Origin of the sequence: Psychrobacillus sp. FSL K6-4046, assembly GCF_038624605.1 — a bacterium.
Lineage (GTDB): Bacteria > Bacillota > Bacilli > Bacillales_A > Planococcaceae > Psychrobacillus.
Genome location: NZ_CP152020.1, coordinates 2,281,003 through 2,302,138 on the forward strand (window position 1 = coordinate 2,281,003; position 21,136 = coordinate 2,302,138).

Annotated in this window: 21 protein-coding genes and 1 tRNA gene; 5 read left to right on the plus strand and 17 right to left on the minus strand. The window is 39.2% G+C overall.

Features of this window, described 5'->3' with window-relative positions:
- Positions 1-158 precede the first annotated feature (158 nt).
- The 13 genes from MKY09_RS11335 to MKY09_RS11395 all read right to left on the minus strand — a co-directional run bounded on the left by MKY09_RS11335 (position 159) and on the right by MKY09_RS11395 (position 14,901).
- Positions 159-458, minus strand: coding sequence for a rhodanese-like domain-containing protein (locus MKY09_RS11335; RefSeq protein ID WP_144541815.1), 300 nt, complete (start codon positions 456-458; stop codon positions 159-161).
- 77 nt (positions 459-535) lie between these two features.
- On the minus strand, positions 536-757 hold the full coding sequence (gene hfq, locus MKY09_RS11340) for an RNA chaperone Hfq (RefSeq protein WP_144541813.1): 222 nt from the start codon (positions 755-757) through the stop codon (positions 536-538).
- A gap of 60 nt (positions 758-817) precedes the next feature.
- The gene (miaA, locus tag MKY09_RS11345) at positions 818-1,738 is read right to left on the minus strand and encodes a tRNA (adenosine(37)-N6)-dimethylallyltransferase MiaA (protein WP_342566664.1); all 921 of its coding nucleotides are present in this window, start codon (positions 1,736-1,738) and stop codon (positions 818-820) included.
- Positions 1,731-2,651 (minus strand): alpha/beta hydrolase, encoded by a 921-nt coding sequence (locus MKY09_RS11350; protein ID WP_342566665.1) that lies wholly within the window; start codon positions 2,649-2,651, stop codon positions 1,731-1,733. Before MKY09_RS11350 ends, miaA begins: the two co-directional genes overlap by 8 nt.
- A complete protein-coding gene (locus MKY09_RS11355) occupies positions 2,648-4,300 on the minus strand; it encodes a glycerol-3-phosphate dehydrogenase/oxidase (protein WP_342566666.1) in 1,653 nt (550 codons plus the stop codon). Before MKY09_RS11355 ends, MKY09_RS11350 begins: the two co-directional genes overlap by 4 nt.
- Complete coding sequence (gene glpK, locus MKY09_RS11360; protein WP_342566667.1) at positions 4,301-5,812, minus strand: glycerol kinase GlpK; 1,512 nt, start codon at positions 5,810-5,812, stop codon at positions 4,301-4,303.
- 10 nt (positions 5,813-5,822) lie between these two features.
- On the minus strand, positions 5,823-7,652 hold the full coding sequence (gene mutL / locus MKY09_RS11365) for a DNA mismatch repair endonuclease MutL (RefSeq protein ID WP_342566668.1): 1,830 nt from the start codon (positions 7,650-7,652) through the stop codon (positions 5,823-5,825).
- Between the two features lie 22 nt (positions 7,653-7,674).
- Positions 7,675-10,263 (minus strand): DNA mismatch repair protein MutS, encoded by a 2,589-nt coding sequence (mutS, locus tag MKY09_RS11370; protein WP_342566669.1) that lies wholly within the window; start codon positions 10,261-10,263, stop codon positions 7,675-7,677.
- Positions 10,264-10,497: 234 nt separating this feature from the next.
- Positions 10,498-11,055: an outer spore coat protein CotE gene (cotE, locus tag MKY09_RS11375; protein ID WP_342566670.1), complete on the minus strand. Its 558-nt coding sequence runs from the start codon at positions 11,053-11,055 to the stop codon at positions 10,498-10,500.
- A 468-nt stretch (positions 11,056-11,523) separates the two neighbouring features.
- Positions 11,524-11,880 (minus strand): hypothetical protein, encoded by a 357-nt coding sequence (locus tag MKY09_RS11380; protein ID WP_342560628.1) that lies wholly within the window; start codon positions 11,878-11,880, stop codon positions 11,524-11,526.
- A 16-nt stretch (positions 11,881-11,896) separates the two neighbouring features.
- Positions 11,897-12,478, minus strand: a complete 582-nt coding sequence (locus MKY09_RS11385) for a nucleotidyltransferase family protein (protein ID WP_342566671.1) — start codon at positions 12,476-12,478, stop codon at positions 11,897-11,899.
- The gene (locus MKY09_RS11390; protein ID WP_342566672.1) at positions 12,471-14,108 is read right to left on the minus strand and encodes a hypothetical protein; all 1,638 of its coding nucleotides are present in this window, start codon (positions 14,106-14,108) and stop codon (positions 12,471-12,473) included. Before MKY09_RS11390 ends, MKY09_RS11385 begins: the two co-directional genes overlap by 8 nt.
- Positions 14,101-14,901 carry an ABC transporter ATP-binding protein gene (locus tag MKY09_RS11395; RefSeq protein WP_342566673.1) on the minus strand — a complete coding sequence of 267 codons (801 nt, stop codon included), beginning with the start codon at positions 14,899-14,901 and terminating at the stop codon, positions 14,101-14,103. Before MKY09_RS11395 ends, MKY09_RS11390 begins: the two co-directional genes overlap by 8 nt.
- 263 nt (positions 14,902-15,164) lie before the next feature.
- Here MKY09_RS11395 and MKY09_RS11400 point away from each other — a divergent pair, with 263 nt between their 5' ends.
- Together MKY09_RS11400 and MKY09_RS11405 are read left to right on the plus strand one after the other, a co-directional pair.
- A complete protein-coding gene (locus MKY09_RS11400) occupies positions 15,165-16,364 on the plus strand; it encodes an MFS transporter (RefSeq protein ID WP_342566674.1) in 1,200 nt (399 codons plus the stop codon).
- 49 nt (positions 16,365-16,413) lie between these two features.
- Entirely contained in the window at positions 16,414-16,764 is a 351-nt protein-coding gene (locus MKY09_RS11405) for a hypothetical protein (protein ID WP_342566675.1), read from the plus strand.
- Between the two features lie 13 nt (positions 16,765-16,777).
- On the opposite strand, the gene MKY09_RS11410 is transcribed toward MKY09_RS11405, so the two are convergent.
- From MKY09_RS11410 to MKY09_RS11420, 3 genes are all read right to left on the minus strand, one after another.
- Positions 16,778-17,044 carry a hypothetical protein gene (locus MKY09_RS11410; RefSeq protein WP_342566676.1) on the minus strand — a complete coding sequence of 89 codons (267 nt, stop codon included), beginning with the start codon at positions 17,042-17,044 and terminating at the stop codon, positions 16,778-16,780.
- Between the two features lie 113 nt (positions 17,045-17,157).
- On the minus strand, positions 17,158-17,541 hold the full coding sequence (locus MKY09_RS11415) for a VOC family protein (RefSeq protein ID WP_342566677.1): 384 nt from the start codon (positions 17,539-17,541) through the stop codon (positions 17,158-17,160).
- A gap of 171 nt (positions 17,542-17,712) precedes the next feature.
- Positions 17,713-18,774 (minus strand): nitric oxide synthase oxygenase, encoded by a 1,062-nt coding sequence (locus MKY09_RS11420; protein WP_342566678.1) that lies wholly within the window; start codon positions 18,772-18,774, stop codon positions 17,713-17,715.
- Positions 18,775-18,940: 166 nt separating this feature from the next.
- Here MKY09_RS11420 and MKY09_RS11425 point away from each other — a divergent pair.
- The 3 genes from MKY09_RS11425 (at position 18,941) to MKY09_RS11435 (ending at position 20,018) form a co-directional block, all read left to right on the plus strand.
- Positions 18,941-19,013 (plus strand) — tRNA-Val (locus tag MKY09_RS11425).
- A gap of 164 nt (positions 19,014-19,177) precedes the next feature.
- Positions 19,178-19,369, plus strand: coding sequence for a tyrosine-type recombinase/integrase (locus MKY09_RS11430; protein ID WP_342568237.1), 192 nt, complete (start codon positions 19,178-19,180; stop codon positions 19,367-19,369).
- A gap of 109 nt (positions 19,370-19,478) precedes the next feature.
- Positions 19,479-20,018, plus strand: coding sequence for a hypothetical protein (locus MKY09_RS11435; RefSeq protein ID WP_342566679.1), 540 nt, complete (start codon positions 19,479-19,481; stop codon positions 20,016-20,018).
- A gap of 137 nt (positions 20,019-20,155) precedes the next feature.
- Here MKY09_RS11435 and MKY09_RS11440 read toward each other — a convergent pair whose 3' ends face one another.
- Positions 20,156-21,130, minus strand: coding sequence for a leucine-rich repeat protein (locus tag MKY09_RS11440; RefSeq protein ID WP_342566680.1), 975 nt, complete (start codon positions 21,128-21,130; stop codon positions 20,156-20,158).
- Positions 21,131-21,136: the final 6 nt, after the last annotated feature.

Genomic DNA, 21,136 nt, shown 5'->3' on the forward strand with positions numbered 1-21,136 from the left:
GCCGGTAAACGGACTCCAACCACATCTTATAATCTAGATATGTTATTTAATAGTCATTTTGAATTCAAAATCAACCAATAACTTTAGCAAAGCTTTACTATAAAAGAGAAAAGACTAATTTCAAAAAAATGAAATTAGCCCCTTACTACATGTAAATATTAGAATTGCACTTCCCCGTCCCAGGCCATCATACCACCTGTTACGTTCGTTACATCGTAACCGTTCTCTTCAAGGATTTCGCAAGCCATTGCACTTCGGCCGCCAGCCTTGCAAATTATGTAATGAGGAACGGACGGGTCGATCTGATCCAAGCTTGTTTCCACTTGACCTAATGCAATATGCTTAGCTCCAGGAATGATTCCTGCATCTACTTCCTCTTGTTCACGTACATCAATGATGTTGACTTGTTCGCCTGCATCTATTTTTTTTAGAAGTTCATCTGTCGTAATAGTTTTCATAAATAACCTCTCCACTTCAATTTAAAGATTCTATCAAATAATAATTGGAGCAAGTGGAACTGTCAAAGGATTCGATTTTACTCTTCTGATAGCTTGACAGGTTTCGATGGTGCAAATGTAGAAATCGCATGCTTATAAATTAATTGCTGCTTCCCATCGGACTCAAATAACACAGTGAAATTATCATATGATTTCACTGTCCCCTTTAATTGAAAGCCATTTAACAGAAAAACTGTTACAAAGATTTCGTTTTTTCTTAACTGATTTAAATAGTTGTCTTGAATATTCATTGGTTTCATCCCAATACCCCCGTTTACAATTTACACTTAAAAACGTATCACTTTAACTATTCGCTTAAATTATTGATTTTCCTGCAAGAATGCACTAATTTCTTCTAAAATACTTTCACGATCTTCAAATGGGTGAAACCAGTGAATCTCCATTTTGTTCCGGAAATAGGTTAACTGCCGCTTCGCATACCTTCTCGAATTCTGTTTAAGCTTATCGACAGCATCCTCTAGTGTTGCCAATCCATCTAGATAATCATAAATCTCCTTATACCCTATCGCTTGAATAGACTGGACATCTCTTAACCCTTTATCATAAAGACCTTTTACTTCCCGTAGCAGTCCTTGGTCCATCATGATGTCTACCCGCTTATTTATACGTTGATAGAGTTCCTCACGATTGATGTTCAGACCAATGATGTAGTGTGGATAAACCTTTTCCTTGCCCTGATTTTGTTCAATCTCGTCTCTTTGTTTTCCCGTCAGCTCATGTCTCTCGATAGCTCTTATAACTCGTTGGACATTGTTTGGATGAATGTCTTTTGCAGCTTCCGGATCTATCTTCTCTAGCATCGAATATAGTTCCTCTGAGCTCATACTTTCAAGCTCCCTTGTCCTTGAGCTCTCTAGCTTTGGCTGCTCGGTAAAACGGAAGTCATATAGTACTGACTGAACATATAGCCCCGTTCCACCTACAATAATTGGCACTTTTCCTCGAGAGGCAATTTCCTCTATTTTATCACGTACGAGCTTTTGATATTCGGCTACAGAGAAGCTCTCCGTCGGATCCTTGAGATCCAACAAATGGTGTGGAACGTTTTCCATTTCTTCTTCAGTTATTTTGGCTGTTCCAATGTTTAGCTCTCGGTAAACCTGCATCGAGTCACCATTAATGATCTCTCCATCGCAGTACTTAGCTAGCTCGATGCTCAACGCAGTCTTCCCTACAGCAGTTGGTCCTACAATCGCGATTACTGCTGGGCGGTTATTCATTCTTCATCATCCACTTATATATAAATTCCATTGTTTGCTCTTTTCCTATTTCCTTTAATAGTTCGTGTCTTGCCCCTTCGACCAATTGCACCGTTATATTTTTCATACCAGCTTTTTTCATACCTTCCGCCACTTTAAATACATCCTTGCCGTCTTTTCCTACGGGGTCCTTCCCTCCGCTTATAATGAGCACGGGGAGGTCTTTACGAATTTTCATAATTTCCGATTCCTTATGAATAGCTCTCATTCCACCAAACATATCAACGTAAAGCTGGTTGGATGGGACAAAACCACATAGAGGATCCTCAATATATTTCCTTACTTCTTCCTCGTCTCTGGTTAACCAGTCAAAAGGAGTCTCCGGATGATCAATCTTCTTGTTGAATCCTCCAAATGCTAGCGAGTTAAGCAAAGGGCTTTCTGCCTGTGGTGATTTAATCTTAGAAGCTACTTTACCAATCAGCTTTCCCATGTTACCCATTACTCCAGGGTCAAACGCTGTTCCACTTAAAATAACCTTTGACAGGGAATCACTATATTTTTGCATATATCGACGCGCAACGAACGAGCCCATGCTATGTCCGAACAAAATAAGAGGAACATCACTTATTCCTTCTCGGACAGTCAACAGCACTTCTCGTACATCCTCTGTAATTCTTTCAAACCCAGCATGATCGGCAAAATAGCCGAGCTGACCGTTCTTACCTGCCGTCTTTCCATGACCACGGTGATCATGTCCACTTACGATAAATCCCTGATCAACCAGAAAATCGATAAATGCATCGTAACGCTCAATATGCTCTGCCAAGCCATGCATGAGGTGAACATGGCCAATTGGTGTATCAGATGGTATACATTTCATCACATAAATGAGATGACCATCTGACATCTTTGCTTCTAAAATTTGCTTCACTCCACAACACTACCTTTCGAAAACATAGCATCTATTAAAGCTTCTTCTAATAGTTGAGAGAAGCTTTCAGTCTCTTCCTCACTGTAATGTAGCAATTGCTTCATCACGCTTAGTACTTCATCCTTATACAATTTGTACTGGTCAATATGGAAATACAGCATACCCGTTCTTCTTACTAAGAAATCAACTGGGGAGTACGTCATCTCCTCATGAACTGCATAGTATATCTGCGCTAGCAAACCTAATGGCAAATTAGTTGGAACAGTAGAGAGAATATGCGCATATTGGAACACTTTATCTACATTTGAGCCGTAGAGCTTAGCCAATCTTCTTCCCTCTTCTTGCGTTAAACCGTAGGAAGGAGCGATTTGCTCTTTTAAAGCAACAAATCCTTCGAATTGCTCTGAGCTCTCAATTTCACCACCAGATAACTTCAAATGCTTCGTCACACAAGGACCATACTTTTCATCCCCGAGCTGCTTAGAAATCTTATCAACGATTGTTTCGGCCATTTTACGATAGCCTGTCAGCTTACCGCCTGCTATTGTTAATAGTCCCGCCTCTGATTCCCAAATCTCATCCTTACGTGAAATTTCAGACGGATCCTTGCCATCCTCATAGATTAACGGACGAACACCTGCCCATGTAGACTCAACATGCTCGATTCCTACTCTGACACCAGGGAACATGTAATGAATGGCATCTATTAGATATTCAACGTCCTGTAACGTAGCTACTGGATTTTGGATTTTCCCTTCAAAAAAGGTGTCAGTTGTCCCAACATATGTTTTGCCTTCCCTAGGTATCGCAAATACCATTCGTTTGTCAGGTGTATCAAAATAGATTGCTTGATGCAGCGGGAAGATAGATTGGTCGATTACAACATGAATACCTTTTGTTAGTCGCAGCTTCTTTTTGTTCTCGATTGCATCTAGTGCTCTCACACCGTCAACCCAAGGTCCAGTAGCATTTACTACCTTTTTAGCATGAATTGCAATTCTTTTGTTTGTAACCATGTCTACTATTTCAGCACCAACCACTTTATTATCATCGCTATAGAGGAAGGATCTAGCCTTAGCATAGTTTAAGCATACGGCACCTTTTTCAATCGCTTTTTTTACAACTTCGATAGTTAGTCTTGCATCGTCCGTAACATACTCAACGTAATAGCCACCACCAAGAAGGTCCTTACTTTTAACTAGAGGCTCTTTTTCTAGTGTTTCCTGAGCAGATAGCATCAGACGACGTTCTTCTTTTTTAACACCCGCTAGATAATCATATAGTTTTAGGCCAGCTGAAGTACTTAAGGGACCAAACGTTCCTTGCTTATGGAATGGAAGGAGCATGCCAGTAGGTTTAGACACATGAACTGCATTCTCGTAGACAATTTCTCTTTCTTTCCCTACCTCGGCTACCATCTTAATTTCCATTTGCTTCAGGTAACGCAAACCACCGTGTATTAGCTTTGTCGATCGGCTTGATGTCCCTGCTGCAAAGTCCTGCATTTCCACTAAGGCTACAGACATCCCTCTCGTTACTGCATCAAGAGCTATCCCCGCGCCTGTTATACCACCTCCGATGACTAAGACATCGAATTCATAAAAGTTTAATGTATTTAGTATTTGCTCACGTTCTACTGAAGATTTCACTTACTCCACTTCCTCATCCTGAAATTTAAATACTCGTGTTGCTTCAACGGCTAATTTCCAGCCCTTATATAATCGTTTTCTTCTAGCGTCATCCATTTGAGGCTCGTATAAGCGTTGGCTTTTTCTCATGTCGGATAGCTCCTGCTCATCCTTCCAAAACCCGGTTGCCAAGCCTGCTAGAAAAGCAGCGCCTAATGCCGTAGTCTCGTTTAGCTTTGCAAGCTCTACGGGTAAATTTAACAAATCACTTTGAAATTGCATGAGAAATTCATTACTTACTGCACCACCATCTACTCTGAGCACTTCTACATCAACACCAGAATCATTGATCATCGTATCTAAGACGTCCTTTGACTGGTAGGCAAGAGACTCGAGGGTAGCACGGACAAAATGTTCCTTCGTAGTGCCCCGTGTGAGTCCAAATATGGACCCTCTAGCTCCAGAATCCCAATAAGGTGTTCCTAATCCAACGAAGGCCGGAACGACATATACACCTTCTGTAGAATCCACACGTTTTGCGTAGCTTTCAGATTCATTGGCATGCTTTAACATACGCAGTCCATCACGCAGCCATTGTATGGCAGAGCCAGCGACAAAAACGCTCCCCTCTAATGCATAGGTCACCTTTCCGTTAATCCCCCATGCGATGGTCGTCAATAAACCGTTATGAGAGGTTACCGCTTCCTCTCCGGTATTTAAGAGCATAAAGCAGCCTGTACCATATGTGTTTTTAGCCATACCCTTTTCAAAACAGCATTGTCCAAACAAGGCAGCCTGCTGATCACCCGCAGCTCCTGCTATGTCAATTTCTTTCCCAAAGAAAACAGATGGATCAGTTTTTGCATAAACCTCTGATGAAGAAGAAACAGTAGGCAGCATTCCCATCGGAATATTTAGCTTCTCGCAAATCTCCTGATCCCACTTTTGCTCAAATATATTATAGAGCATCGTTCGAGAGGCATTGGAGTAATCTGTGACATGGGCCTTACCATCAGATAGCTTCCAAATTAGCCATGTATCAATGGTTCCAAATAGCAGCTCTCCAGCCTCCGCCTGTTCCCTTGCTCCCTCGACATTATCTAATATCCATTTAACTTTAGTTGCGGAAAAGTAAGGATCCAGCCTTAAGCCCGTTTTTTCTTGAAAAAAAGGTTCTAGGTTTTCTTCCTTTAGCTCATCAATAATAGACTGGGTCTGTCTTGATTGCCAAACAATCGCATTATATATAGGTCTTCCTGTATGCTTGTTCCAGACAACCGTCGTTTCGCGTTGGTTAGTAATTCCGATACCATGAACATCGCCAGGTTGACTACCGCTTTCTGTTAACACTGCCGCCAATACTGACAGCACAGTCCCCCAAATTTCCTTTGCGTCATGTTCTACCCAGCCTGACTTCGGAAAGTGCTGCTTGAACTCCTTTTGGGAGGAATGAACGATATTACCTTTTTTATCGAATAGAATAGCTCTTGAACTAGTAGTACCTTGATCGATGGATAAAATATATTTTCCCACATAATCCCTCCTACATTACTCGTTTGAACATCTTTTCAATTTCATACGTCGAAAAATGGACAATGACTGGTCTGCCGTGTGGACAAGTCAAAGGGTGCTTCGCATTTTTTAGACTGACTAGCAGCTGCTCCATATCATGCAGCGTTAAATAATGGTTTGCTTTAATGGAAAGCTTACAGCTCATCATGATTGCAGCTTCTTCACGGAGCTTTTTAATGTCTGTTTTACGATTTGTCAACACTTGCTCGATTAGTCCCTCAATGATTTTCGTTTCATGCCCCTTTGGAAACCATACTGGATGATCTCTCACAACAAAGCTAGAGGAACCAAATTCCTCCAAAAATATACCTACTTTGTGCAGCTCATCGATGGACTCCTTAATACGATAAGCTTCATCCAAAGAATAATGGAAGGTGAGTGGTAGCAGAAGTGCTTGACGCTCAGTTGCATCAACGTCTCCCACCTTTTCCTTGTAATACTCATACTTCACACGTTCCTGTGCTGCGTGCTGATCAACCAGATAAAATCCATCTTCACTTTGCGCAACAATATATGTACCATGGATTTGGCCGACCACATGTAAATCCGGAAATGGGTCTCTTTGTTCGAAGGCTGGTTCAGAATATGGTTCATCATTAGTCGAAAAGCTCTGTTCCATGACGGTTGTGATGTCTTCCCATTTAGAAGACTCCACATCAGGTCTTTGATCGTTATTTGGAGGAAGAGTGATAGAGAAATCCTTCTGCTCCCTTACTTCCTGCTTTATTGGCTCATATGTTTGTTTAAAGAAATCGAACTGGAAGCTCGGCTGAGGCTTTGGCTTCACAGGCTTCTCCTTTATCTCAGGTGGTTGCTGGGAACGATGCATAACCTTGCGGATGGTTTGTTTTACTAGCTCCATCAGTTCCTTTTCCTTACTCAAACGAATTTGATGCTTAGCAGGATGCACGTTTACATCTGTTAGCATTGGGTCTGTTTCAATGTTTAAGACGACAATCGGAAAGCGTCCAATTGGTAGTAACGTATGATAGGCCTCCACAATGGCATTATTTAATCCGTAATGCTTGACCCAGCGCCCGTTAACTAAGATTGTCATATAATTTTTAGACGCCCTAGTGATCTCCGGAAGTGTTCCATAGCCTGAAATCTTAAAATCCGATGATTCTGCCTCGAATTTTATCATTTTTTTAGCATTAGATACTCCGTATATCGAAGCTAACACCTGTCTTAAATCTCCACGACCGCTAGTTTGTAGGATTGTCTGGTTGTTATGTGATAGCTTAAATGCTATCTCTGGAAAGCTAAGCGCTAGCCGATTGATCAAATCAATGGTATGTCCTAGCTCTGTTTGTATCGTTTTTAAATACTTAAGTCGTGCCGGTGTGTTGAAAAATAATTGTTTTACTACAATGTCCGTCCCTCTTCGAATTGGCGCGGGAGTACAGGAGATTACTCTTCCTCCCTCCAGCATAACCTTTGTTCCAATCTCCTCTCCATCTGAGGTCCAAAGTTCAATCTTAGAAACAGAAGCGATACTGGCTAAGGCCTCTCCTCGGAAACCTAAGGAACGGATTCGGAACAGATCATGTTCGGTCATTATTTTAGAGGTTGCATGTCTAGAGAAGGAACGTAAAGCATCCTCCTCATCCATGCCCTTACCATTGTCAGTCACCTGAATTTTAGCTAATCCTGCCTCCTCTAGCATAATTTCTATGGAGGTGCTTTCTGCATCAATGGCATTCTCCACTAACTCCTTTACTACGGAGGCTGGCCTCTCGACTACTTCCCCTGCAGCTATTTTGTTAGATAAGAGCTCTTCCATTACGACGATTTTCCCCATTGTTGCTCACCACCTATATTTTTTAATCTAGTTCATTTTGTAGCTCATATAATAATTGAAGAGCCTCTAAAGGTGTTGTACCCGAAATATTCACCTTTTTAAGCTTTTTCATAATAATTTTAGCAGTTTCATTTTCTTCTTCATTTGTTTCATCCACTTTTATTACTGGCGCTTGGGCTTCAGAGCTTGGTGTCTCTTCAAAAAATGATAGCTGAGTATTAGCTCCATTGCTCTGGGCGGATTCTTTTCTTTCCTGCTGTTCAAACGTATCAAGGATTTCCCGAGCTCTTGAGATAATTTCTTCTGGTAGCTGCGCTAGCTCTGCAACATGGATTCCGTAGCTTTTATCAGCTGGCCCCTCTTTCAGTTTGTGAAGGAAAACAACCTTGCCATCTTTTTCAGTAGCAGCCACATGGACATTACGAAGCATGGACAATGTTTGCTCTAGTTCTGTCAGCTCATGGTAATGAGTGGAGAACAAAGTGTTAGCCCCAATATGGTCATGTATATACTCCATCATTGCTTGAGCTAAGCTCATGCCATCATAGGTAGAAGTCCCACGACCGATTTCATCGAACAACAGTAGGCTTTTGTTTGTTGCATTGACTATGGCATGCTGGGACTCCATCATCTCTATCATGAAAGTACTTTGACCTCCTGCAAGGTCATCAGCCGCTCCGATACGAGTGAATATTTTATCCACAATCGGCAGCTCGGCAGATTTAGCAGGCACATAACAGCCTATTTGTGCCATGATCACAGTGATGGCTACTTGTCTCATAAAGGTACTCTTACCGGACATATTCGGTCCAGTAATAAGTAGCATATTTTCGTTTTCCGTAAGTACACAATCATTTGGGACATACAGCTGATTATTCATCATCTTTTCTACAACTGGATGTCTTCCCTCTTTTATAATCATTGCATTCGAATCATGGAAGATTGGTCTTGTCAGACGATGCTTCTCAGCAACCTCGGCAAACGATATAAACACATCAAGCTCGCTGATTTGCTTCGCTAGCTTTTGTACTAGCGGAATATATTGTTTAATTTGTTCACGAAGTTCGGAGAAAAGTTCATATTCTAATACTAGACTTTCATCCTCGGCTGATAGGATCAGTGATTCCTTCTCCTTTAGCTCGTCTGTTATATACCTTTCAGCATTAGCAAGAGTCTGTTTACGCACATATCTAGATTCATCGGCTAAGTGGATATTCGATTTTGTTAGCTCGATATAATAGCCAAACACTCGGTTATAACCGATTTTTAAATTTTTTGCTCCCGTGATTTCTCGTTCTCTCTGCTCAAGCTCTGCAATCCATTTCTTGCCGTTAACAGAAGCATCTCGAAGCGTGTCTAATCGGTCGTTATAGCCATTTTTTATGACTCCGCCATCCTTGACAGAAATAGGTGGCTGATCACTAATCGCATCCTCGAGCTTCCTCCAAATGTCCTGACAATCTTCTATTGCTTCTCCTAATACATGTAGCGTATCGTCTTGCGTTTCTAATAGAAGCTGTTTAATCTGCGGGATTTTAGAAAGAGACTGTCGAAGTTGGGCAAGGTCCCGTCCTCCAGCACTTCCAAAGCCAATTCTTCCAACCAATCGCTCTAAATCATATACTTCTTTGAACAGCTCTTTTATGTCTTCTCTTAGCATAAAGTCATCTAAGAAGCTGGTAACGATATTGAGCCTAGATTCAATCGCCTGCTTATTGGCTAGTGGTTGATGAATCCATTGCTTCAGTTTTCTTCCGCCCATAGCTGTGACTGTTTCATCTAATAGCCATAACAACGTTCCTTTTTGATCTCCGTTTCGTATCGAGGAGACAAGCTCTAAATTACGTTTAGAATGGTAATCCATTGCAAGGAACGCTTCTCTTTCCTGGAAGTTAAAAGGTTGAATATGGAGCAATGATCGTTTTTGTGTTTTCTGTATGTATTTTAATAAACGCTTGACTGTACGATAGGTGACTGTTGGATGATTCTCCACATACTTTGCAGCCTCTTCATCTGCCAATTCCTCTTGCTCGATGGATAACGTAAAGTCATGAACAGAGGATAGGTCGTTTATCACTAAATATAATTGTTCGCTTACGATTAATTCTTTTGCCTGGAGAGCAAGAAGCTGTTGAACCACTTCCTTTTCGTCTCCTTTTATAATAGTAGTAAACCCATCACCTGTGGATACATCCAAATAAGAGAAAACAATTTCTTGCGTAGACAATAAATCGGCTGAGGCGATAAAATAATTTGTCTTATTGTGTAATGCCTTGCCCTCCATGAGAGTACCTGGAGTTACCAGTTGAACAACCTCTCGCTTGACGACACCTTTAGCAACCCTCGGATCTTCCACCTGCTCGCATATTGCTACCTTGTGCCCTTTCGAGATCAGAGTCTCTATATAGCTCTGTGCAGCATGATGTGGCACACCACACATCGGGATGCCGTCCTTTCTGCTTGTTAAAGTAATCTCCAAAATGGATGCTGCCTTAATCGCATCATCATGAAATAGCTCATAAAAATCTCCGAGACGGAAAAACAAAAAAGCATCTATGTAATTTTCTTTAATCTTTAAATATTGTTGCATCATTGGAGTAATTGTAGTCATTGTTTCCCTCTTCTCATTTGTTACTCTCCCTATTATAACAAAATAAATAATCACCGCAGCCATAATACGACTTGTTTTTAGTTGTTTTATATGGGAAAAACTAGCTATAGAGGATACTGAAAACAAGGAAGTGAGGGACTAATTGATTTTATAATTTCTATGAATATAGAAAGAAACCTGTCATTAACGATAGAACTTTAACTCATAAAAAAAAAGCCGGCCAGCGCCGGCTTATTAAAGTGAAGATGAATCGTGGAAATCGTCTGAAGAGCTAGACGAGCTAGATGAGCTAGATGAGCTAGAAGAACTGGATGAACTCTCATCCTCGTAAGCCCATTCTTCCTCGAAATCTTCATCATAAACTTGAATACAAACAGTTGTTTCTCCTACTACTTCCGCAAGTAACTCTCTCTCTACCGTCACTTGGAATTCACAGCCTTTGACAATAATTGCTTCTGTGCAATTTGGCTGTTGAATGACACGTACATGTACTTCCTCACCAGTGGCATCTTTGTCTCTATAGCTTAGTTTAATGCGGTCCTTATAGTTCACAGTCTCCGTAAATACAGATGTTTTAGAGTGATCGTGGTGAGCATACCACACGTTGATATCGAATTTTCCAGATACTTCTACAAATTTCCCGTGTTTTTTAGACTGGTACGTATGATTAATAACCCAGCACCCTAAAATGCTAGAAGGTGTGTTTGGTGGTCGAAGTGTCTCACAAGATTCCGTTCTCTTTTTACCTTTAGCAACTACTGCTTTCGTCACGATATGTCGCAAATATTTCATGTTCTTCCTCCTTGTAATCAAGTCATAACATCATATGCACCGTTTGCCCAATCGGTTCATCTGTTTGAAGATGTTGTGTAGATAAAAAGGGAAAGAATATGATTTCTTTTTTCATTTCTCGTATGTATTCGACAAGGAGCTGGGACAAAATTCTCTTCCAATAAAAAGTCTCGCAATGTTTAGGACCTGGCAAAGTTTTCGGGGCTTCTATTCAATACATGCAGTTGTTTTCCGATACGGCGGGCGCTTTCTGCGGGGCACGGCTTCAATCTCCTCGTCGCTTTGCTCCTGCTTAGGCTTTCAGCTCGCGCTGTTCCCCCAGGAGTCGCCGCCTCCTCACCAAACAACTAGAATGGAGAAATTTCTTTCAAGATATCAGCTAAGCTAGCTATAAAAAGAAGTATAAGGTGAAATCAATTTGCCGATTTCACCTTATTTAATTTATTGACTAATTATGTCCTAGCTATTTTAGTTTCTTGGCACGTTCTTAATTTCTTCATTTTTAATCTTGAATTTACCCAAGAAGCCTTCTACTTCAACGTTTAAAATATACGAAGAGTCGCTAAAACTTGTATAATGTCGTTCTATTTTCGTTATAAATATACCTGGTGAAACATAGCCTCTAACAGACTGCATCATAACTGGCTCTTCTCCTTCTTTTACATCTAGTTGGAAAGTATCGCAATTATAATTAAGGCAGTGTACTTGATAGGAACTTTCCATCCAGTTGGCATAATCAGTTTCACTTGGCTTTAGGATAATGACAACTATAACAAATGTAATAAGTATGGATAAAGACAGTAAAAACCAAGATTTTTTGCTCATAAAATACTCCTTTTTTTCAAAGAAATTTATGTTGTACAGAAACCATAGGCCAGTTACCCTTCCAGTCCTTGCTCTTCATACGATTTTTATATACGTCTTGAAGTTCTTCGCTCATTACAAATACCGGCACTGGGCGAACTTGCATTTGAATTACGTCCTCGATACCATGAGGTGCCGTTAAGATTAAACCATCAGCCCCTAACTTTACCCCTAACGCTGTGACTGTTTCCGGGAAATTTGCTATCCCGTCCTCCGCTGATTTATAAGGTGGGAGATTATTTATCTTGTGCATCCTTGCCTGGTTTTTCACAGACCAAGGGATACCAGGCTTCCAAGCTATCAACTGCTGTTCGAGTCTTTTCTCCTCCCCTTCATCCAAGCAATGAGGATCAAAGTAAATCACATCTATATCTGCCAAGGGGGTACGTCTATCATATCCATGTAGCGTATCCCATATTTTCGACCGAACAAACCCAGCGCATATCCACCAATCTGAAAGCTCCAACCTTTGTGCAGTTCTCAATACATCCATCATCCATTTGTCGTCTTCTATTAGTGCTAAAATTTGTTGCTCTGTTTGAATATCTTTCTTAAGCATCTGCTCCCTGCTTTCTCCCGAAAAATGTTAGCTTCCAGCCAATGAAAATACTAATTACGAGCACTAGAATGTATAACCATTCGAGGCTAAATATTGTAACTTGCATATGAATTACAGTCATAATACCAACTAAAAACATCGCACCGAACATTTTAACCATGGAGCCTTCCTGTGCGTGCTTCGGTTCATTGGAAAAAGGATAGGGGTCTCTGATGAAGATCCAGTACGAAACGAGGGTTAAAATTATTGCTCCAAGTAAAACTATTATGAGATCCATCCAAATTCGGAAAGAAAAGATCCAAAGGAAAAGGATACTTAAAGGAATTAATATAGGCAAGAAATAATTTATCAATGTCGCCTTCAAGGTAGCACTATATACTAGCGCCCTACTCGGGCTTGGTGCCACATAGAATACCCAGTGTGCCTTATAATAATTTGAGGTTTGAAGCAAGGGAACGACGGAAGGCACAAATAATAGAGCGAAATAAATGACGAGAAATGAATTTCCATTTACCAGTTCCTCTAAACTGCTTGTTCTCAAATTATTGAATAACATGATGAAGGGAAAAATAACTGCGAAACCTAATATTGGATATATTTTAAGCTTTAATTCCCTTTCCTCTTTCAGCATAATCGAGGAAAATTTATAAAAAGCCCTTTCATCATTTGTTCTACACAAAATCTTGGACCAAAATAAGGTCAACATCCGCGCTTTCTTCTTTTTTCTTTTCGTATCACTTTGCAATTTAGACAAATAATTTTCAAATGTAGGCATTAAACGTACATACAGGAAAAAAGCCAGTATTGGAACCAATACTGCGAGTATAGTGAAGAGAACGATATACAAGGAATGGTTATTATTAAAAAACAGCTCAAAAGGTGCTGCATACCAAAATGGCGGGACCAACAAATGCCACCAGACAAAGTGATAGGTTATTTCCAGGTTTACTATATCGAATATGTGCGCTACTAATTGATAGCTGACAACCATGCCGATTGCTAGGAAGATTTGAACATAGTTGATGACGTCCTTCAGGATCTCTCCACTAAAGAAGCGAAGAACGAATAAATAGATAAATGCTGTCAATATAACAGTTAAACAACTAATCATAACGATCTCTAGTAAAAATAATAATGCAAACAGGAGACCAAACCTAAAAATACTGACTATCAATGGTATAGCTACAAATGCCCCAATCAATAAAACAATATAAATGAAAATATGCATCATTTTGGCTGCATTAATCGTTCGATTGCTAATTGGCTTTGACTGAAGGATATTCTTATCCCGAACATCTAGCAGTACTGCAGAAAAATCCGAAATTATAGAAGTCATTAAAATAACAAATAAAGAACTAAACATGATTGTCAAAGAGAACATAAAATTATCACCTAAAAATAGAAACGGTGTTAAAAGGACAAGCCCAAAAAGCCCATAAATCCATAGGGATTTCAGAAATTGATTTCCTTCCTTTTTTACTTTAGAGCCATTGAAGATAGGAGGCATTCTACGACTGTCCATTGTCAGCTTTAGCTGTAAAATCCTCCTCATCATGTCGTAATCAATGTTTAGCTTAAGAAACATTCTTTTAAATCTATCGAGTACTCTTAGAGAAACAAAATCATTCATGGCTCGTTCCTCCACTAACCGTTTGCACAAAACGTTCTGCAATCTCTTCATGTTCGTTAAAGCCAGTCAGCTGATTAAATATTTCCTCTAAGGAGCCCTCTTGACTTTGACTTTGTTGCTTTAGCTCTTCAAAGCTTCCGTCCGCCACTACCTCCCCATTTACTAAAAGTACAATCCGATTACTGATTTTCTCAACGACATCCATTATATGAGAGGAGTAAAATATAGTTTTCCCTTGTGCTGCAAGCTTGGCTAAAATTTCTTTAATAACCATCACACTATTCGCGTCCAAACCACTTAATGGCTCATCGTAAAATAATAAGTCTGGATCGTGTAGCAAGCTAGAAATGATTAGTACTTTTTGTTTCATCCCCTTAGAAAAAGAGGACAATCGTTGGTGGAATGCAGCTTCCAGACCAAATTCCTTCATGAGTGAAGAAGCCTTTTTTTCTGCCTCCTCCGTTGTTAATCCATACATTTCACCCGTAAAAACAAGATACTCATAGGCTGTTAGATTTTCGTATAGTTCTGCCGTTTCAGGAACATAGCCTATTCTCTTTTTATATGTATAATTGTTTTTTTTAATATTTTCTCCAAATATCTCAATCATTCCGGAGTACCCATCAAGTAAGCCTAAAATTAGCTTTACAGTTGTGCTTTTTCCTGCCCCATTCGGTCCAATATATCCAATGATCTGACCTTCATAGACATCTAAGTTCACCCCGCTAAGCACTTTCTTGTTCCCGAACTGTTTCGAAACATTTACTAATGATAAAATCTTATTCGTCTCCATGGAACTCCCCCTTAATTTATAACTCTATACGTGATGCTTACATTGAAAGAACACCTATCGACCGTTCTCGATTACCCCATCTTTTATTTAGTATTATGAAATGCAATTATTCAAAATTTTTACATATTAAGTGTAACATATTATACATAGTCTTTGCGTTTGCTCTTTATGATTTTGAAGCTATTGCTATTGAAATTTTCAGATAAAGCGTGTAGGATTTTCTAATATCAAAGTACATAAATGTTGTGAGGAGAGAAATAGTATTGTTGACTACCTCAGAAATAAATAAAAAATCTATTGCCGTATTGGTCATAGGGATTATATTCATCTCCTCTACATTGCGAGCACCCCTTACCGCGGTGGGACCGATTATATCCTATATTAGGGATGGGCTTGATATCTCCAATGTGTTGGCAGGTTTTATCACGACGATTCCATTGCTTGCCTTCGCGGTTATATCTCCATTTGCACCTAGATTAGCACGTCGTCTTGGAATGGAAATGACATTATTTCTTGCTATTTCACTGCTTGCGTTCGGAATTGCGATCCGCTCCATCGGCACTCCCTTCTTCTTATTGTTTGGCACAGCTTCAATCGGAATCGCAATTGCGTTTGGAAATGTGTTAATACCCAGCTTCATCAAGCTTAAGTTCCCTTTACAAATCGGGTTGCTTACAGGTATTTTCACCGTTTCTATGAATCTTTCTGCTGGCATTGGAGCTGGCATTAGTTATCCCATTGCAAAAGGAACATTCCTTGGTTGGCAAGGAGCATTAGGAATCTGGTCTATTTTAGCTGTCATTGCCTGCCTAGTTTGGGTACCCCAAATTAAAAGGAAGCAACAAATTGTCCCGGATATACCCGAAGCCAATCCTATTAAAGCTAAATCTATCTTGAAATCTCCTTTAACCTGGACTATTACTTTATGTATGGGCTTCCAATCCCTGATTTTTTATACAACTGCTGCATGGATTCCGGAAATATTGCAGACACAAGGAATGGAGGCTGGGAAATCGGGCTGGATGCTATCCATCATGCAATTTTCACAGCTCCCTATGACCTTTCTTATTCCAATCCTAGCAGGGCGGATGAAGGATCAAAGAATACTGGTAGCGGTATTTACGATTTGTTATTTGATTGGTTTTATGGGGTTGTTATACGGAGGTCTTTCACTAGCGTTACTATGGATGGTATTCCTAGGATTAGGGGGCGGGGCTTCATTTGGATTAGTTATGATGTTCTTCTCTCTTAGATCAAGAACACCGATGGAGGCTGCAGACTTATCTGGTGTCGCGCAATCTATCGGCTATTTACTTGCTGCAATCGGACCAGTATTCTTTGGGTTTGTTCACGATACGACTGGAAGCTGGGATACTCCAATACTATTATTCATCGTGACAGTTATTTTGCTATTCTTTGCCGGAATGCATGCCGGAAGAGATCGGTTTGTATCAGAGGGATAAATAAAAAGCATTGCAGGATAAGAAAAATACGATGAGACAGGGGAAGGATATGAACAGATTTCAAGCAATGACTTATAAAGAAAGAGTCAAGCATTATTTAGTAGTAACGGTCATTCTAGCAATAACTATGTTACTGATTCCATATGAATATCCCCTCTGGACCCCAGTACTCACGATAGTTATTCTTGCCGGCACAATAATTTATAATCTTTACAAATGGAAAACGACAAGTAACGGTAATGCTATATTTTTCTATAACAATATTTTAATGATTGTACTTTGTTACTTTGTATTTTTTATACCATATAACATTTCCTTTATGTATAGTGGAATCTATTTCACCGTTACTATCATTGCAAGCATATTTGATTATATAAAAATAAGGACGATTAATCTTTAACAATGGATAAAAATCATTCTCTCGAATCCAAAACCTTTACTGTAGAAATAATTATCATCAGAAGACCGATCATTAAAAAAACACTACCAGTTGCTAAAAAACTATTTGTATATCCTGTTACTCTACTTAAATATAAGGAAGTGTCTGCACTGCCCTCATTAGAAAGCCACTGATCAGCTAATGAGACTCCAAAATAGACACTGGAAAAATTCAATATTAAGCCCATAACACTAAATAACACACCTAAATTAACAAATGCCTTCCATTTATCCTTTGTCATGCGATTACTCTCCTTTCTGCTTTTAAAAATAAGTAAGAACTAAACTAAACTGAACTTAAAGTGAGCTAGCAGGCGGGATAACATAGTTTTCATTACACCTGCTATATCACAAACTATGAAAAACAAGTACAAACCATCAATATGTTCCCATCAGGATCCTTAAAGGAGAACTCAGATAAATCTGTGTACCTTATAATATCCGTAACCATTTCAACTCCCATGCTACTAACATGCAGAAAAGCTTCCTCAATGTCAGTGCAACTAAAGATAAAAAGTGGCTGATTAGATGGGATGAATGTATAATCTTCATCCAAGCAATGATTATCAAGCGTTAACCCGGGTCTGTTCTCCCCCATATTAAAGGTATATATTGGACCTGTATGATTTGTTTTTAATACTTCGATGCCAAGTAAATTGCTGTACCATTGTATGGAACGCTCTAAATCAGAAACATGGATGAAAATCGTATCTATTCTATTTTCTATCGGTTTATTCATATTTTAACCTCCATAGTTTATTAGCTATCATCAGATAAAATTTTAGATTCATACAATAACTTATTCCACAAAACTTATTGTAAAACCTTTCAAAATTAAAATTTCAGTGCATATCTTAAAAGAAAGACCATCCGCATTGAACTGGATGGTCTTTTGGTATTTAACTAACTATTAATATGGGTTTGGCTGGTAGGAATAATTTGGCGTTATCTTTTCATTGTTATAAGGCTTGTGAAAGATATGAGTTGTTGCTGGTGACATCGGTGGGATGAGCCAAGTCCAGTTCCCAGTGACGTCTCTCCCTGCATCCCGTTCTATTTCCTCAAACTTTTTAAATTGATGAGCAGCCGTATGATGATCCACGATACTCACCCCGTCCTCCTTAAAGGAATATAAAACAGCAGCATTCAGTTCGACCAATGCGCGGTCCTTCCAAAGAGAAGCATTCGACTTCGTGTTCAAGCCCATTTGTTCAGCAATGGTAGGCAGCATATTATATCGATAATCATCCGCGAGATTACGTGCACCTATCTCTGTTCCCATATACCAGCCGTTAAATGGAGCAGCTCCGTACGTTATGCCTCCTACTTCTAGCTTCATACTAGAAATCATCGGAACGGCATACCATTTTAGCTGCAAGTCTGAAAACCAATCCATCTCTGGATGTCGGAATGGAACCTCTAAAATATACGAATCCGGTACATTAAAAACCTTAGGAGGATGATTATTCACTTGAATGACAAGGGGGAGCACATCAAAGTTTGTCCCCTCCCCTTTCCAGCCAAGCCCTTCGCAAACTTTCGTGAAAGCAAGGGAATCTGAATCTCCAATGACTCCCCCCTGAGTTTCATAGCCAGCATAACGTATGAGTTGGTGATTCCAAACACGAACATCCGTTGAAGAAAAAATGGTAATCGTCGGTCTGATTCGTCCGTCGTTCGTAGCGTACTCAATATGTTCAAGCAATGCCTTGAAAATGTCTTCTTCTTTACATAAATCCCGCTTATCGAAAACAGTCAGACTTTGCCAAAACAAACGACCAATGCATTTATTACTATTACGCCAAGCAACTTTAGCACCGAACTCCAGCTCATCCGTTGTATGTGTATATGTGCCACAGCGATTAATTTCATCTTCTATTTCTTCCAGGCGGGCAACCATCTCGTGTTCCTCTTTACCTGTCTCTATGTAATAAAGTCTTATAAACTCCTGCGCTTCAGTTAACATAATCATAGCCCCTCCCACTATCTCTTCCATCTTAGTGGAAGGGAGCAGTCCCAAACAAGTCCCACTTCTAGCTGATATGTGAGGAATTTATGACGCCCCATTTAGGATAAAAAGAAAAAACTATATACTACCAACTCTGGTATATGATAAAATCAGATTAACTTCAAAATCCGGTCTTGTAGCTCAGTTGGGAGAGCACCACCTCGACAAGGTGGGGGTCGCAAGTTCGAGACTTGTCGAGACCATCCTTTGGGTAAGCCAGTAAACGTTGATATATCAATGTTTATTGGTTTTTTTCTTTATTATATCTTCTAAGCATATACCGCATTTTTTAAAGTTTGTCCGCTATTTGTCCGCAAGATTTTCACTGTATTAATTAGTCTGACTATGAATGGCCTAGTGAAGTACCATTACCCCTCACGTATTTAGACATGCTTATGCAATTATCTCTCGGGAGAACAATGCTGATATATACTCTATCAAAAGATCTTTGGGACATGAGAGAATCGAAACCACAGAGATTTATCTCGAAAAAGTCTACTCTAGAAAGCATAGCGCCGTACTCAGCTGGGATAGTAAAATGCTATGTAATCATATTTAAAGCCATTAGTAACGGAGATTATACTTTAAATAATTTTTTATACTGTCTGTTTTCAGAACCTCCTTTTCCCCTTTTATAGATGTAACACAAAACAAAGGAGGAAAAAGAAATGGCATTAGAATTAAAAAATTACAGTGTTCAACTCAATGGTGTAGGGGATTACAAACAACACGTTGGCTCTTGGTCTAATTCTTTAACAAGTTGTGGTTCTTCCATGGCAAGTGTGGGATGTGTTATCACATCTTATGCCAACCTACTAAGATTCAAAGGAAAGTCAGTAGATCCAGGTCAAGTATTGGCCACATTAAAACCCGGAGCTGTAGATTGCCCTTTTGTCTGGGCTACGGCTGGTACTAGGTATGGATTGACTAACACATTGAAATGGGGAGGTTTTAATACACTAAAACAGCAAATGTTTGATTTAGTAGTCAAACAAAGACAAGCTTTTATTGTACACACTTCTCCTCATACATTTGTAGTCGACGGATTTGTAGGACAAGTAGCTGTAGATAGTGACACTGGAGCAGTAGTTGGTATCGAGAAAGGAATGTTCCTTATCAACGACCCTGGGAGTACATCTCGTGTAAATATGAAGCAAACACTTGACCACTATGGAGTAGATATCGAAAAGATTGCTCTCTATAATTAATCTTTCTAAAAATCGAGCTTGTTTGAGTAGAACAAATAAAGGACTAAGCCCACTAATACCCTATGGTATATAGAGGCTTTGTCCTTTTTATTCATTATTAATAATAGTAGTTTGTTTAGAAGTGATAGCTAATTTTTCTAATTAGCCATTATTTCTATTTCCGAAATCAGTAAATCTTCCTTACCTTCGAGCAGCTCCCAATCTTTCACCTTGTCCTTATTAAGTAATAAATATTTTAACTCATTGTTATCAATTAGCGGTTGAATAGACGTTACATTCGTATTTCTTATATCCAAGTATGTTAGATTTTTTAATCTTGATAAAGGAGATAAATCTGATACGACTGTATCTGCAATCTGTAAACGCTCCAGGTTATTCAAAGAACTAGCAAATTCAAGAGTAGTAAGAGGCGTTCCATTCAATGAAAGAAAACGCAAAGAGGTTAACTTGGATACTACTGAAAAGTCATCAATTGGATTATTCATTAAAGTAAGATCTTCAAGAGTCACTAATTTTTCGAGTGGTGCCAACGATACAACTTGGTTATTCGTAATATCTAAGTATTTTAGAGACTTCAAAGGTTCCAAAGGCCCTAAGTCTTGTAATCGATTATTGACTATAAAAATAATTTCTATATTTTGCAACTCTGGAAAACCCTTTAAATCCTCTAGCCCACTGTTTGATATTTCAACAGTATTTAATTGTTTATAAGACTTTAAAAAATTCACTTCTGAAACAGGTATGTTTTGGAGATAAAGATATTTCAAGTTGCTTAACTGACTAATTGATTCCATATCAATAGGAGCAGTTACGAAAAGCTGTTCAAAATTTTTCATTTCAGATAATGCAGAGATATCATCATTATTCTGGTCATTAATCGTTAAATTGCTTACCCTTAATAAGTCTTCATCTGTAATATCTTCTTGCGGAACTCCAATCTGCTGAGAAATTTCAGTTAGTAGTGCAGCTGGAATATCTCCGACCCCCGCTGTTTTAGTTTCTTCTTGAATTTCCGTCTGTTGAGTATCATCCTTCTTAATATTATTGCTTGCACTTTCGCAACCAACTAACACAAAAATAAGAAATAACACTAAGTATTTTTTTCTCATCATTTGCCC

Coding starts and splice junctions, on each gene's coding strand:
- MKY09_RS11335 (WP_144541815.1), bottom strand. CDS start 458: ATGAAAACTATTACGACAGATGAACTTCTAAAAAAAATAGATGCAGGC.
- hfq (WP_144541813.1), bottom strand. CDS start 757: ATGAAACCAATGAATATTCAAGACAACTATTTAAATCAGTTAAGAAAA.
- miaA (WP_342566664.1), bottom strand. CDS start 1,738: ATGAATAACCGCCCAGCAGTAATCGCGATTGTAGGACCAACTGCTGTA.
- mutL (WP_342566668.1), bottom strand. CDS start 7,652: ATGGGGAAAATCGTCGTAATGGAAGAGCTCTTATCTAACAAAATAGCT.
- mutS (WP_342566669.1), bottom strand. CDS start 10,263: ATGACTACAATTACTCCAATGATGCAACAATATTTAAAGATTAAAGAA.
- cotE (WP_342566670.1), bottom strand. CDS start 11,055: ATGAAATATTTGCGACATATCGTGACGAAAGCAGTAGTTGCTAAAGGT.
- MKY09_RS11380 (WP_342560628.1), bottom strand. CDS start 11,880: ATGAGCAAAAAATCTTGGTTTTTACTGTCTTTATCCATACTTATTACA.
- MKY09_RS11385 (WP_342566671.1), bottom strand. CDS start 12,478: ATGCTTAAGAAAGATATTCAAACAGAGCAACAAATTTTAGCACTAATA.
- MKY09_RS11390 (WP_342566672.1), bottom strand. CDS start 14,108: ATGAATGATTTTGTTTCTCTAAGAGTACTCGATAGATTTAAAAGAATG.
- MKY09_RS11395 (WP_342566673.1), bottom strand. CDS start 14,901: ATGGAGACGAATAAGATTTTATCATTAGTAAATGTTTCGAAACAGTTC.
- MKY09_RS11405 (WP_342566675.1), top strand. CDS start 16,414: ATGAACAGATTTCAAGCAATGACTTATAAAGAAAGAGTCAAGCATTAT.
- MKY09_RS11410 (WP_342566676.1), bottom strand. CDS start 17,044: ATGACAAAGGATAAATGGAAGGCATTTGTTAATTTAGGTGTGTTATTT.
- MKY09_RS11415 (WP_342566677.1), bottom strand. CDS start 17,541: ATGAATAAACCGATAGAAAATAGAATAGATACGATTTTCATCCATGTT.
- MKY09_RS11420 (WP_342566678.1), bottom strand. CDS start 18,774: ATGATTATGTTAACTGAAGCGCAGGAGTTTATAAGACTTTATTACATA.
- MKY09_RS11435 (WP_342566679.1), top strand. CDS start 19,479: ATGGCATTAGAATTAAAAAATTACAGTGTTCAACTCAATGGTGTAGGG.
- MKY09_RS11440 (WP_342566680.1), bottom strand. CDS start 21,130: ATGATGAGAAAAAAATACTTAGTGTTATTTCTTATTTTTGTGTTAGTT.